We start from the raw sequence: 14,128 nt of genomic DNA on the forward strand, positions 1-14,128 counted from the left end.
TTATTTCCATTTTCTATGATAAGCGCCCAGGGTCGTCTGGCTGCCTTCGGACAGTGCAGCCAGAACCTGTTGCCATTGTGGTTTTACACAAAAATGATCTGGCGCACTTAACACCGCATCGATGGCAGCACGCCAGACTTTAGTAATTTGTGCGACATAGGCAGGACTGCGCTGCCGGCCTTCAATTTTTAATGACTTAATTCCTTCAGCATAAAGTTGTGGCAGTAAGTCCAGAGTGTTTAAGCTGGTAGGCTCTTCCAGCGCATGATAAGTATCATTGCCGACATTAAATCGGCCTTTGCACAGCGTCGGATAACCGGCGGTTTCATTCGGCGCAAAACGGTCAATTAAAATGCCGTTTAAACGTGATTCCAAAGTGCCGTTATTGTCCTGCCAATTTACAAACGCCGCCGGGGAGCACGCCCCCGCTGTATTGGGTGACTGACCGGTCATGTAGGAGCTTAAGTAGCAGCGACCTTCGGCCATAATGCACAGGCTGCCAAACGCGAATACTTCAAGGTCTATATCACAGCTTTTGGCGAGTGCCCGAACCTGCTGCATCGATAGCACGCGCGGTAACACGACGCGGCTAATATCAAACTGACGGTAAAAATTTATTGCCGCGGCATTGGTTGCAGAAGCCTGCACCGATAAATGCCGCTCCAGCTTAGGGTAGCGCTGCGCCGCATAAGCCAGGACCGCAATATCGGCCAGAATCAACACATCGGCACCGGCGTTAGCAGCCATATCTACGGCATATTGCCAGCGTTGATAGTTGTTCGGATGGGCAAAGGTATTAATGGCTACGTGCAGTTTTTTGCCATGCTGATGCACAAAGCAGGCTGCGTCTTTAAGCCTGGCTTCGTCAAAATTCAATCCTGCAAAATGACGGGCATTGGTGTCATCTTTTAAACCGATATATACCGCATCCGCACCATGTTCAATTGCAGCCTTCAATGCCGGCATACTGCCAGCAGGACAGAGCAGCTCCATTTATTGCCTCTTGAGTTAATTATCTACCTAAGCTACCTCCGACAGGGAATAGCTACACGGCAAATATTGTGGTTTTATTATAGAAGAATAATGAATAGGAATGCTTTTATATGTTTGATATTAAAAGAGTTAACTCTAAGTTGGTATCAGGACTACCTACAATGTTGCGCCAGCTTACCTGCTATGCTCCCGAACGGTTGCAAGCTGGAATGATACAGTTGGCGTTAAACCGGTTTTTCCAGCCTGAGCTTAGCGCAGGCGAGCTGAACTTTATGCAGAATAAGATGCTGCAGATTGAGGTAAGTGATATTGGTTTGCAATTTGGGATCAGTCTTGATGGCTGCAAGTTAAAGGTGGTGTTGCAACCGCTGCACCACAATCTGCTGTTAAAAGCCGAACTTGCAGATTTTGTTGCCATGATCAGTAACCAGGTCGATCCGGATACGCTGTTTTTTCGTCGGCGCTTGCAAATGTTAGGCGACACCGAGCTGGGTTTGTACTGCAAAAATCTGCTCGATAGCATTGGGCCAGAGCGTTTGCCGCTGCCCGTGTCGGCAAGCCTTAACTGGCTGGCTCAGCAACATGCTGCGTTAGCGCAAAGTCAGTTAGCTGATCAGTGCAGTGAGATCCAGCAACACAATTAATGAGGTAAAGATGCAAACCGTACAATGGGATCCTAAATTAATCAGCAAATATAATATTAACGGCCCGCGATATACGTCCTATCCCACGGCATTGGCGTTAAATAACAGCTTTGATCCGGCATTGATAAAGACTGCTATTGCTCAGAGTCCGAATGAGCTAAGCCTGTATTTGCACATCCCATTTTGCCACAAGCTCTGTTACTACTGTGGTTGTAATAAGGTTATTACCCGGCATCAATATAAAGCCGATAATTATCTGAATGCCTTAGCGCAGGAAATGGCGCTGTATGCCCCTTTGCTGCGAAGCAAACAGATTAATCAACTGCATTTAGGTGGCGGCACCCCCACCTTTTTAACCGAAGTTCAGCTAAGCCGGTTGATGGACTTATTGCACCAAAACTTTGCTATTAATAACGATGCTGAAATCAGTATTGAAATTGACCCACGTAGCTGCAGTGATAATAAATTACGCCATTTACGTACCCTGGGGTTTAACCGGGTGAGTTTCGGGGTGCAGGATTTAGACGAGAAAGTACAAATTGCTATTAACCGGGTGCAGGATACTGATTTAATCCGCCACCAGGTGCAGCTTAGCCGTGAGCTCGGTTTTAACTCGATTAATCTGGATTTAATTTACGGCTTGCCGTTTCAGCATCCTGCCAGTTTTACTGAAACCGTCGATGAAATTATCCGGCTAAACCCGCACCGTATTTCGCTGTTTAGCTACGCCCATATTCCTGAACGTTTTGCGGCCCAGCGTAAAATAGCCGATAGCAGCCTGCCAGATGCGCAATTAAAGCTGGAACTGATGCAGCTGGCAATAGAGCGTTTTGTCGCCTCTGGTTATCAGTTTATTGGTATGGACCACTTTGCCAGGCCAGACGATGCCTTAGCCAAAGCACAGCAGGCTGGTAAACTGCAGCGTAATTTTCAGGGTTACACCACTGCCGGACAAGATGCATTAATTGGCTTGGGCGTATCCAGCATTAGCCAGGTAAGCGGGGTCTTGTGGCAAAACAGCAAAGAATTACCTGCCTATTATGCGGCTATCAGTAGCGGCCAGCTTCCCACCGAGCGCGGTTTTAGTTTAAATAGCGATGATAAAGTGCGTGCAGCGCTGATCAGCCAGTTAATCTGTCACTTTGAGCTGGATATAGAAGCGTACAGTCAAAAGTGGTGCATCGATAGTTTTTGGTACTACTTTGCCGAGGCATTAGAACGGCTAAAGCCCTTTATGGAAGACGGCCTGGTTGAGGTAACTGCCGGGCGAATTAAAGTAACTGACAATGGCAGACTCTGGGTGCGCAGCATCTGCGCCTGTTTTGACGCCTATTTAACCCAGGGCCAGCAGCGCTATTCAAAAGTAGTGTAATTCTGAGGGGACGCCCGTTTATCAGTGAAAAAGGGCGCCCCAAAGCTATCTGGAGGGAGGTTAATACAACGCCACTAAATCGCCGGCTTTATTAAAAGTCAGGAAATCGGCAATCATGCCGCCCTGAATTTTTTCAGTCATCATTTTAAGTGGTTGGCTGGCCTCATCACTGTTTGGAGCAAAGCTGCCGCGCCCCGCAATTGCTGAGACAAAAGCGATATCCCAGTCTATTCCGGTTTTCTCTGACTCAGCTACCAAGGTGCTGAATTCGACGACTTCGTCAGGCAGTTTATCTACACACAGCACCGGTGCTAAGGCGCCCCCCTGGCCATTTTCAAAGTTATTTTTCTGGCTATCGGTAAAACCATTGGGCAATTCGGCTTTGGCAAACACAAACAGCAAACGTTGCGGTTCATCCTGGATGCCGGCAGCGCGGATTAAGTCGGCATAAGATTCAATATTCATATCATAACGCTCAGTAAGGATTTGGGTCAGTGTAGCAAAGCCCGCCGGGGTGAAGCTTTGGTATTAAGGGGTAAAGGTTTACCCCAGATGGGGTAGGGCTCATGCATTTAGTGCGGAAGCAAAGAGGGTTCAGGTTAGTTTGGCGTTAAACAACGCCGCAATCAAATCCGATTGGGTGATAATACCGACCAGTTGCTGCTGGGCATTTAATACGGGAATATGGTGTAGTCCTTGGTCGGATAGCATTGGCACAAGCGCTGCAATATGGTCATCTTCATGCGCCACGCTTAGTTTAGTAACCATAATCTCAGCAACTTTGCGCTTGTAATGCTTGTTGTAGCGGTTTTTTAAAAGCAGCTGATTAACATGGCGCAGTAACCCCCAATAATGTGGTACCTGCAGGTTTTTCAGAAAATTAACGGTTGCTACCACCCCCAGCAGTTGATGCTGGCTATCGGTAACCGGAAGCATACTGATTTTATGTTTGCGCAGCAGCTGCCACGCTGATGCCACAGCACTGTTTGGTCCTACAGTAATCAGATCGCGCGACATAATATCACCACAGCGGATCTCGCCACTTTTGCGCTGATAAGCATGCAGTTGTGCTTGATGATATAAGCGTTCTAAATCTTGCTCGCTAATATCGACTACGGTGTCAAAACTGTTTAACGCACTGAGCAAATCCTCTGGTTGCAACCCGAGGCGTTTAAGCGGAGATTGATCGTGATGCAGATGCACCGGATCAAATTTCTGTGACGGGAGTTGCATACCGCGTTTTAGCCAGAACTTTTGCAATAAAATAGCAACCACCAACATCACCAATACGTTTAACGCGACCGGGTAGAGTAAAAAATCATAACCCAGCACAGTGTCGGTTGAGGCAATTACCGGCACCAACGCCGTGGCGCCGCCTGGTGGGTGCATACACTCGAAGATATACATAACAAACAGGACACAGCCAATGGTCATTGCAGCCATCAGGGCCAGATCAGTGAACAGATGCGAGCAAATAAGGCCTACTGCAGCGGAGATAAGATGGCCGGCTGCAAATGACCAGGGTCTGGCCAATGGGCTGTTTGGTAAGCCAAATAACAACACGGAGGACGCGCCCATAGAGGCCAGCAGTACTATAGTGCTGGCGGTGTCGGCCAGTTGCAGGCTAATAAAGGTGACGATAAACAGCGCTATGAATGCCGCGAAAGCTACTTTTAACCGCTCGGTTAGTGGTATGGCGGATAGTCGCTGGCTGTCATGTTTAATCAGGCCCAGTTGGGCCAGCATCATACTGAGCAGGTTTTTTGCTTTAGTTTGCAAAGGCAAATCCGCTATTTGCACCAAAGGGGGGCAAGTATAAGCAGTAAGCATAAAAAAAGACACCACTGTTAAAAGTGGCGTCTTTAAAGTGAAGCCTGTTAGCTTTAAATCAGCCAGGCTGCTGCAATGGCTGTACGGCAGCGTTACTGTCAAACACGCCTTTAACCACTTGCCAGGATACCGCCAGCGCACCGATGATAAAGATCACATCACCAATCGTGCGAACCCAACGCAGGGTATGCAAAATGTCGCTTTGCATAAAGGCTTCACTACGGGCATACCATAAGCCTTCGGTGGCACTGGCGTAAAACTGGATAAAACCTATGGGTAGCAGGCTGGTAAACAGCATTAGCAATAGGCCGCCGTTCATCCACCAGAATGCCGTTTTCATTAGCTTCTCGTCAAACACCAACTGCGGCCGGATATAGCGCAGGATTAACAGGCAGAAGCCAAGTGCCAGAAAACCATAAACCCCAAACAACGCAGCGTGAGCGTGGGTTGGCGTGGTGTTTAAGCCCTGCAGATAATACAGTGCGATAGGTGGGTTGATCATAAAACCAAACACGCCGGCACCAAGCATATTCCAAAATGCTACCGCGACGAAAAACATCAGTGGCCATTTTATATCACCCATCCATGGCGCTTTGTTTTTTAAGCGCCAGTTTTCCCAGGCTTCGTAGCCAAGCACGACCAGTGGTACCACCTCCAGTGCACTAAAGGTAGCGCCGACTGCCATTACCGGTGTAGTGGTGCCAGCGAAATACAGGTGGTGGAAGGTACCAGGTATACCGCCTAGCATAAACAATGAGGCTGAAGCCAGGCTGGCACTGGTTGCCACGGTTCGTGATACCAGTCCCATGCTATGAAAAATAAATGCCAGTGACACAGTGGCGAATACTTCAAAGAAGCCTTCTACCCACAGGTGAACCACCCACCAGCGCCAGTATTCCATTACTGATAAATGGGTACGCTCGCCATAAAACAGGCCTGCACCGTAAAACAAACCGACACAAATGACCGAAGCAGCAAATAACGCCAGTAGGTTTTTATCACCCGGTGCTTTAAACGCCGGCACGATCGCCCGCAGCATTAACAGCAGCCAGAACAATACACCCACATACTTAATAATTTGCCAGAAGCGGCCAATATCGATGTATTCATAGCCCTGATGGCCAAACCAGAAACTTAAATGTTCAGGCATAATTTGCATAATGGCAAAGTAGTTACCGGCAAAAGAACCGGCTACCAGCACCACCAGCGCCCAAAACAGTATATCTACTCCCAGTTTCTGGTACTTAGGATCTTTGCCGCCGTTAATTATCGGTGCTAAAAATAATCCGGCTGCCAGAAAGCCAGTCGCTATCCAGAACATTGCTGCCTGGATATGCCAGGTACGAGCCAGGCTGTAGGGTAGCCATTCAGTCGTGTTTAAACCGTAAAAACCATCACCTTCAACGGTGTAGTGCGCGGTGAAACCGCCGAGCATAACTTGCAAGGTAAATAAGGCGACTACCACCAGAATGTATTTACCCAGAGACTTTTGGGATGGCGTTAGTGTTAAGCGGGCAATAGGATCTAACTTAGGTGTTTCGGGCTCTTCTTCATCATGTTTGCGTAAAAATGCCCAGCCCCAGATCAGGGCACCTACCCCGGCGATCAGTAAAATAATACTCACTAACGACCAGATCAGGTTCTCTGCAGTAGGACGGTTATCGATTAACGGCTCGTGCGGCCAGTTATTGGTATAAGTCGCGCTGCCCGCGGTTCTTTCCGTGCTGGCGGCCCAGGCCGTCCAGAAGAAAAACTGTGTCATTTCTTCCCGGCGTTTCAGTGAGGGCAGAGTATTGTTTTTCATCGCATAGTTAGCGCGAGTCTGGCTTAGCGAACTGTCATCGCCAAATAAGGCAATGTAATGCTCAGCGGTTTGCGAAATCGCAAGTGCTCGTCTGTCGCTTAGCAACAGGGTATCAGTTGCTTTATCATAGCTGTTACTGCGATACGCCTGCTTTAACGCAAATTGCAGCGCATTCTGCTGTGCTGCATTTAGCTCAGCATAGTGCCGTCCATACTCGTCTTGCGCGGCTAATTCCAACCAGGCCATTAGTTCACGATGCAGCCAGTCGGCAGTCCAGTCCGGTGCCTGGTAGGCACCGTGGCCCCAAATTGACCCAAGCTGCATGCCACCGACCGATTGCCAGGCGGTCTGGCCGTTTAAGATAGTCTCGTTAGTCATCAGCACTTGCCCTTGCTGATTCACTACCTTAGCCGGGATTGGCGGCGCTGAGCGGTACACCTCAGCACCAAAATAGCCCAGCACCGAGAAGGTAATGGCTAAAATGGCAATTAACAGCCACCAGAGTTTACGATATCCGGCCATATAGCCCCCTTAAAATAGTTATGTTGTCGCGCCAAAGTGTCATTTTTCACTCCTGTTTTTTATCGGCAGAGCGTTACCCGCCAGACCAGCCATTACAAAAACCAAGCCAAAATTTAAGCTTTTGTTTTAAATGGATATATATTATTTGATGGCAAGTTGGGGTGGTTTTGACCTGAGCAATGTCGGGTGAAATATACTTAGCAGGTTAAAAATACCCATGGTGATAGGCTGATGGTAATTTCTACCCCTTTGGCGATATAGGCATAGCAATAAAGTTGCTCTAAGGTAGTGGCCAGGTAGTAGCGAGGCAGTAGCCAGATAGTGAAGACGGAACACAAGAATGGAATATTATTTACCGCTTAAACACTTACATATGTTTTGTGCTTATTTGAGTGCAACCTTGTTTATTGGTCGACTCGTGTTGGATATGCTGGGTAAACCAACCTGGCGGCATAGTCCACTGCGCCATTTGCCACATATTAATGACACCTTACTATTAACCTTAGCTTTTACGCTTTTGGCTATAGGCCCCTGGCAGCCTTTTGCTCATCAGTGGCTGGGGTTTAAAATTCTGCTATTGCTGGGCTATATTGGTTTTGGAGTAGGGGCGTTAAAACAAAGCCTGATAGTGCCAGCCCGCGCGATTTGCGCATTGCTGGCATTGGCTCAGCTTGGTGGTATTTTTTATCTGGCGCGGTTTAAACCACTGCTGTTTACTCTTTGATATTCTCTCTACGATAGTGCCGCAGGCCATGCTCTTGCCGCCGACCGCTACTAAAGGCTGATACCCGCTTTAAATAGCCAATAACCCGGGTGCCGTAGTCAATATCGTCACTGCCGCACGCCTGACAGGCGCACAATGTGCGTTTGTCGATGGCTTCGCAACGGTTGCAGATAGTAATTTTGACATTAACGCAAAAATAATTACAACCGGTGCGGGCAGCGATATTCAGCAGTTGCAGATAACCATTCTGATCCAGTTTTTCCTCCAGATTTAAATGCAGGGCTGAACCACCGTCGAGGTAATCCAGCAGCTCACGGCCGTGCAGCTGAAATTTATCCAGGGTATTGCTTTGTTCATCTTCTACCACGTAAAAATACGAGTTATAACAATCGCGCGGCACCAGGTAGCCATCCTCCCGGTCCCATTTAGCATTCTTAACACCAAGGTTTTCTGCCGGCACAAATTCAGTGTTAAACATGTAGCCATATTTAGCTTTAGCCAGTTTATTAGCATCGAAAATGACTTTTAATTGCTGTTGCACAAAACTAATGTAGGCTGGGTTATTGCCGGCAACCAGCCCTTGCGATTCGGCGGCTTCTACCATGCCATTAATACCAATGGTTAAAAACTGCTTATCCAGGCTGATAAAGCCAGCGTCATATACGGTCAACAGGCCTGCATCCTGGTACTGCTCCATGACTTTGCGATAGGCCACCTGATACTTATGAATTTTACTGATTTCGGTCGCTAAATCCCGGCCATCCTGCACCAGCCGGTTCATATTAATGGTTATAACGTTAATAGAGCCAGTGGCGACCCCGCCGGCGCCTAAGGAGTAAGAGAAGGTATTATCGCTGATTTCGCTGCGCAGCCGGCAGCAACTGGCCAGTGAATCGGCGTTTTCTGACTGATAAATAAAGAAAGCGTTACCGGCAGCCATTTCCCGGGCAATATCGTTAGCAAATGCACTATCTTTACACTGGCCATTTTCGGTAAGCATGGCAACGGTGACGACCGGAAAAGTCAGCACCGTTTTTTCCCTTTCTTTATTAAACCATTTTAAAAAGTATTGCTGTAAAGCTGATACTGATTGCCACTGTGGTTTTACAAAATCCGGAAATACAAAATTGCCAAACATGCTGTCAAAATAGTGCTGATCGTATATTGAGATATTCCAGAACACGCTCTGGTAACCACGGGCTGCTGCCGGCTGGTTTAAGGCATACACCACATGTTGCAGGTGATTGGCAATCTGCTTAGGATGAGTTTGCAGATAATTGTCGCCATAGTCTTTGCGGGCGAAGTAATCAAAGTACGTTAAAAACTCTACTGTTGCTACGGCACCGGCAAATTGGCTGGACACAGCAAAGACAAAGTTTACAAAACAACCACAAAACGATTCAAGATGTTTTGGTGCTTGGGACTCGCCCCCCAATTTTGTTAAACCATCCCGTAAAAACGGATACATGGTTACTGACACACAGTAAGGTTTTAAACTGGTTTCATCGTGAACATATATCTCATGATCAGTGATTTGCCGCAGGTATTCAGCAGCCAGTTCAGCGCCAAATAATTCACTGATTTTATTGCTGATTAGCGCCCGGTTAACCTGAATAAACTGATCTTTCATCAGTTCGGCTTCCAGCGTTGCAATATTTTTCTGGGTAACGTTGGCATTGGCATCCAGCTTAGAGCCATCCGCGGCATTAGTAGCATGCAGATAATTATCAATAAAGCTTAGCTTCTGTTGGAGTTGGTCAAAGTTTAGCGCTTGCATCGTAAATTCCTCGGCAGGTTATTGTCGGGTAAAAAGAGAGTTCAGGCATTCGCCTGTGCGTAAATCGGTAAAAATCTGGTTAGTGTCGGGGCTGCTAAGGCCGCCGCGCTCCTGTAGCCAACGACCGGTTTTCAGGTAAGTCAGCTGTTGCTTTAAATCAGCACTGACATCATCCAGGCCGGTATACAAACAGGTATGTAAGCCGGCGGTGCGGGCCAGCGTTAACAGTGCCAGTAAATGCTGGGGCTGCCATTCGCCGCCTAAAAACAGCACACAGCTAATTAAGCCCTGATAGCTTTGCAGGCGGTGACTAAAGTAGTCGGGGGTTAGCAGGCAACCGATATCGTCGCGCCAGCTGTAGCTGCTGTGGCAGCCTTTACAACCAAGTGGGCAGCCAGCAATAGTAAAGGCCAGTGATACTTCTCCTGGCACTTCCTGAAAGACGATTTGTTCATCAGTAAATCTAAGCATTTAACCCTCTATATAGTGTATTTATGTTTTTATGGCACTAGATGTTGTGTTTTAGCTTAGTCTTCCCAGCGGTGTGAAACTTGATCCAGATCACGTTTTTATAATGCGGCAAGGATCAGCATGGCGACAGGGCGCGGAATTATTGGTTTTGTTACCCCATTGGGAGTATTGGCGAACATATGCTGTGAAAAAGTCTTGCAGGCATAAAAAAACCGCCCATTCCAAAGTGCAGGGCGGCAGAGGATCAACGCTGCTTTTATGCTGTTTTGCAACAGCGCAGGGTTGGCTGTGGTGCTGGGAAACGTAATCGCTACGGCTAAGCTTAAATTTTGCTGCGTTAGGCTGTGTATCTATGGTTGATAGCTAAGCATCAACCATACCTTAGTGGTATCCACCGCCAGGCTGTCGGTCTGATAATGTGCCAGTTTGACCAGGGCAGATAATTGCTTGTTAACCGCATAACCGGCACTGGCATTCCATTCATCACCATATTTTTGGCTACCGAGGTCGCTGTCAAAACGGTGATAAGCCAACGTGATGGCGATATCTTTTAGTTTGGTTTTGGCCTCAAGCCAGTTATCGCGCAGACCGGTATTAGGCGTGTTTAAAAACAAATCGGCAAAACCTGAGAAAGCATGCAGGGTGGCCAGCGGGGTTTGAAACGCGCTCTGGCTATTACCGGCTAAACGCTCCTGGCCGGCTTGCAGCGTCAGATTATCGAAAGCCCAGTTAAGACTCAGACGGTGGTAGTGATGGCTGACGTTCAGCGGCGCGTTATGCGCATCGTCTTGCTTTGCCAGCGCGAAGTGCCAGCTCAATTTGGGACCGGTTGTTAACTTGCCCTGATAATCGATACCCACAGTGCGGCTGCTGCGTGCAGCCCAGCTATCAAACTCAAAATCATAGCCAAATGCTGCCAGTTGATGGGCCGGGTTAATCTGCCATTGCAGCAAGGCAGTATTAAAACTGCCGCTTTGATCGGCAGCGGCGCCTTTGGGGCCAAACACCCGGTTTACGTTATGGTAATGACCCAGTTCGGCATTTATTTTTTCCCCAAACCCTTGTTGCAAACGGTATCCATCCAGTGTTTGCTCATTCTGGCGCCAACCAACCCCGCCTAAAAAGCGTTGGTTCATATGGTTTACTAATTGGCGTCCGGCGCTAAAGGAGGTACCACTGTTATTAGTGTAGCGTAGCGATGCCTGGTTAATATCGGTACCTTCAGGGTCGGCGACTATGCTGTAATTTGTATTGCCATTTACCGTGCTGTTGTAGTTATCATTACCCAACGCACTGACATTATCCAGTTGTACTATCGCGCTAAAGCCATAAGCGTTGCCGCTGTTAACGGTTAAGCGGCTGCGCAGGGTAGAGGCTATGGCATCGTCCAGCGCGTTGTCCTGGTCGACATACTCCAGACGATAACGAAAATGCACTGCAACACTGCTTTGTTTAACAGCGTCAGACAATTCGTTATTGGTATTGGCGCTAACCGGTGTTGGCAGCAGAGAAGCAGATAACGCTAAAGTAATTGCAAAAGGTAAAGCAGAAATAGCGGTTTTCATGGTGTTGCTCCAAACGGCAGATGATGGAGTGATCCTAGCCTGAAACAGTTTTTTTTATAATTAGGTTAAGGGGTTACCTCGTTGTTGGTAGCGTTGCGCAGTAGTTGAAATTAACCACGAAAAAAGACGCCGGCGGCTTAGACTGCGCCGGCGCCTTACGTTAGGCTGGTTTACTGTTGCCTGAAGTTGACGGGTTACTGCATTAACGGCGAGGCTGACAATTTAAAATCGTAACCTGCTATTTCTGCTTCAACAATCAGTGTATGAATATACTGAGCCACCGCTTTACGCCGTACTTTTTCGTTCAGATACTCTGCAATCTTCTGCTGTACCGCTTTAAACGGTAATAACTGACCCGGTACTTTGCGGGCAATAAGTACCACGTGAAAACCATAACGACTCTCGATGGCATGCGGTAACAAGCCCGGCTCAGCACTGAACAGTTGCCGCTCAAACTCAGGTACGGTCTGGCCGCGGTTTATCTGACCCAGGCTACCGCCCGTTTCTTTTGAAGGGCAAGCAGAGTAATGCTTTGCCAGCTCAGCCAGGCTGGCACCTTGCTGCAACTGGCTGATTAACGCTTCTGACAATGTCTTGGCTTCCACTCTGGCCTTGTCATCCTCCGGCGCGGCAGCCAGCAATATATGGCTTACCTCAACCAGTGGCGAGCTCTCAAACCGCCCCGGATTTAACCGGTAGTATTGCTCGCACTCATCCGCACTGGCTGTGGGAATATCAACTTCCTGTGCCAGCAATTGCTCTAAAAAGTCATCCTGGCTGGTTGCGGCGCCGTCGTTAGCAATGTCCAGCCCCAGCGTTTTGGCGCGCTGGCGCAACAATTCAGCAATTATCAGTGACTCTGCCGACTTAAGCATGGCGTCACGTTGTGACTGAGCCGGGTGATACTGCATTTCTGCCAGAATATCTTTTTCCGGGATCTGAGTGTGGTTAACCTGAATCATATAATGCTCCTGTACTCGGAAAATTGCGGTGGTTATTTCGCGCCAAAGCGACGACGTACAACCTGATAATTGCGGCCTAAGTAGCCCACCGGCACGCTCCAGATATGTACCAGCCGACTAAACGGGAACAGTACGAATAAGGTTATGCCCCAGAACACGTGTGCCTTGTATATCCAGTGCAGGCCATCAATAAATTCAATAGCCTCTGCTGGTCTGAAGGTTAGCAGGTAACGTGACCAGCTCATTAATCCTTTCATTACGTAACCATCCATATGACCGGTGGAAACGAAAATCGTCAGAATACCTAACACAAGTTGCCAGTATATGAGCAACAAAATCAACGTATCCATCAATGAGCTACTGGCTCTGACCCGTGGGTTAAACAGCCGGCGGTACACGAGCAGCGTCAGTCCGATAAAACAGATAATGCCGAAGATACCACCCACACCCATGGCAATTAACTGTTTAGTTGCCAGAGAGATCCCGAACAACTCCCACACTTCGTAGGGAATGACCAGACCGGCAAAATGGCCGGCAAAGATCATAATGATGCCGATATGGAAAAACACACTGGCGAACCGAAAGTATTTCTTGTCCAGGATCTGACTGGACTGGGCGCGCCAGGTATATTGCTCTCTTTCATAGCGCATAATGCAGCCCAGAAAGAATATCGCTGTTGCGACATAGGGATAAATACCAAATAACAACATATCAATAAATTTCATCGCTAGACTCCTGACGGAATATTAGAGCTTTTTGGCTGCGAAGCATCAGACCACTGTACCGGAACGTATTGGTCGCGCCGCTGGGTTTCAGCCGGTTTACTGGTACTGGCACAACCGTCTTTTTCGGCGCCAGGACCAAATGTCACCATTTCTTCTTCCCACACTTTATCCAGCGCTTCGTTGGTATGGTCGGGCTTCTCACTTTTTAACTGTTCGCGCAGCGGGGCCAGTTCTACTTTAACTCCGGAGAGTTCAAGTAGTGCGGCAAAAAGCGCCTGATAATTACTGTCACGTTGTTCTAAACGACATTGCAACACTGACAGAATATGCGCCACTTCAGCTAAACCTAACCGGGCATTTTCCTCGCCCTGGGTGCTTAAAAATTCCAGGTATAGCGGAATATAATCGGGTAGTTCCCGTACCCCAATCTCTAAACCAGCCTCTTGATACTGTGCCATTAAATCAACCATGGCCTGGCCGCGATCCCGCGATTCACCATGCAAGTGTTCAAATAACAGCAGGGACAATGAGCGGCCCCGCTCAAATAAACCATCATATTCTGACTGCCAGTCCATAATGTCGCTTTGGGCACGATCAGTAATAAAAGCGCTTAGCTGTTGTTGCTTTGCAGCCGATAAATCGGCTTGTTTAACAATGGCCAGTAAATCGTTTCCAGCGTCTTGTAACTGAGGTTGCGGATAGTCCAGCAACAGTGAAATGACTCGAATGATATCCATCG

Annotated in this window: 13 protein-coding genes; 3 read left to right on the forward strand and 10 right to left on the reverse strand. The window is 48.0% G+C overall.

The genetic code is table 11. From position 1 onward, the window contains the following. Positions 1-993 carry a ubiquinone anaerobic biosynthesis protein UbiU gene (gene ubiU / locus B2X65_RS11710; protein WP_290612719.1) on the reverse strand — a complete coding sequence of 331 codons (993 nt, stop codon included), beginning with the start codon at positions 991-993 and terminating at the stop codon, positions 1-3. 161 nt (positions 994-1,154) lie between these two features. On the opposite strand from ubiU, the gene ubiT reads away from it, so the two are divergent. Together ubiT and hemN are read left to right on the forward strand one after the other, a co-directional pair. Beyond that, positions 1,155-1,637: a ubiquinone anaerobic biosynthesis accessory factor UbiT gene (gene ubiT / locus B2X65_RS11715; protein WP_290612720.1), complete on the forward strand. Its 483-nt coding sequence runs from the start codon at positions 1,155-1,157 to the stop codon at positions 1,635-1,637. A 10-nt stretch (positions 1,638-1,647) separates the two neighbouring features. Next, a complete protein-coding gene (gene hemN, locus B2X65_RS11720) occupies positions 1,648-3,009 on the forward strand; it encodes an oxygen-independent coproporphyrinogen III oxidase (RefSeq protein WP_290612721.1) in 1,362 nt (453 codons plus the stop codon). A gap of 60 nt (positions 3,010-3,069) precedes the next feature. Here the strand turns inward: hemN and B2X65_RS11725 are convergent, their stop codons facing one another. The 3 genes from B2X65_RS11725 to B2X65_RS11735 all read right to left on the reverse strand — a co-directional run bounded on the left by B2X65_RS11725 (position 3,070) and on the right by B2X65_RS11735 (position 7,165). After that, positions 3,070-3,474: a ribonucleotide reductase subunit alpha gene (locus B2X65_RS11725; RefSeq protein WP_290612722.1), complete on the reverse strand. Its 405-nt coding sequence runs from the start codon at positions 3,472-3,474 to the stop codon at positions 3,070-3,072. A gap of 129 nt (positions 3,475-3,603) precedes the next feature. Continuing rightward, a complete protein-coding gene (locus tag B2X65_RS11730) occupies positions 3,604-4,788 on the reverse strand; it encodes an HPP family protein (protein WP_290612723.1) in 1,185 nt (394 codons plus the stop codon). Between the two features lie 109 nt (positions 4,789-4,897). Further along, on the reverse strand, positions 4,898-7,165 hold the full coding sequence (locus B2X65_RS11735; protein ID WP_290612724.1) for a nitric-oxide reductase large subunit: 2,268 nt from the start codon (positions 7,163-7,165) through the stop codon (positions 4,898-4,900). A 340-nt stretch (positions 7,166-7,505) separates the two neighbouring features. Between B2X65_RS11735 and B2X65_RS11740 the strand changes: the two genes are divergently transcribed. Beyond that, on the forward strand, positions 7,506-7,889 hold the full coding sequence (locus tag B2X65_RS11740; RefSeq protein ID WP_290612725.1) for a SirB2 family protein: 384 nt from the start codon (positions 7,506-7,508) through the stop codon (positions 7,887-7,889). On the opposite strand, the gene nrdD is transcribed toward B2X65_RS11740, so the two are convergent. The 6 genes from nrdD to narJ all read right to left on the reverse strand — a co-directional run bounded on the left by nrdD (position 7,879) and on the right by narJ (position 14,126). Further along, entirely contained in the window at positions 7,879-9,666 is a 1,788-nt protein-coding gene (nrdD, locus tag B2X65_RS11745; RefSeq protein WP_290612726.1) for an anaerobic ribonucleoside-triphosphate reductase, read from the reverse strand. The genes B2X65_RS11740 and nrdD overlap by 11 nt on opposite strands. 18 nt (positions 9,667-9,684) lie before the next feature. Further along, positions 9,685-10,137, reverse strand: coding sequence for an anaerobic ribonucleoside-triphosphate reductase activating protein (gene nrdG / locus B2X65_RS11750; RefSeq protein ID WP_290612727.1), 453 nt, complete (start codon positions 10,135-10,137; stop codon positions 9,685-9,687). Positions 10,138-10,487: 350 nt separating this feature from the next. Next, on the reverse strand, positions 10,488-11,702 hold the full coding sequence (locus B2X65_RS11755) for a hypothetical protein (protein WP_290612728.1): 1,215 nt from the start codon (positions 11,700-11,702) through the stop codon (positions 10,488-10,490). A gap of 194 nt (positions 11,703-11,896) precedes the next feature. Beyond that, on the reverse strand, positions 11,897-12,664 hold the full coding sequence (locus tag B2X65_RS11760) for a peptidylprolyl isomerase (protein ID WP_290612729.1): 768 nt from the start codon (positions 12,662-12,664) through the stop codon (positions 11,897-11,899). A gap of 32 nt (positions 12,665-12,696) precedes the next feature. Continuing rightward, positions 12,697-13,389 carry a respiratory nitrate reductase subunit gamma gene (gene narI, locus B2X65_RS11765; protein ID WP_290612730.1) on the reverse strand — a complete coding sequence of 231 codons (693 nt, stop codon included), beginning with the start codon at positions 13,387-13,389 and terminating at the stop codon, positions 12,697-12,699. A 2-nt stretch (positions 13,390-13,391) separates the two neighbouring features. Beyond that, positions 13,392-14,126 (reverse strand): nitrate reductase molybdenum cofactor assembly chaperone, encoded by a 735-nt coding sequence (narJ, locus tag B2X65_RS11770; RefSeq protein ID WP_290612731.1) that lies wholly within the window; start codon positions 14,124-14,126, stop codon positions 13,392-13,394. Positions 14,127-14,128 lie beyond the last annotated feature (2 nt).

Origin of the sequence: Arsukibacterium sp. UBA3155, assembly GCA_002364615.1 — a bacterium.
Taxonomy (GTDB): Bacteria; Pseudomonadota; Gammaproteobacteria; order Enterobacterales; family Alteromonadaceae; genus Alishewanella.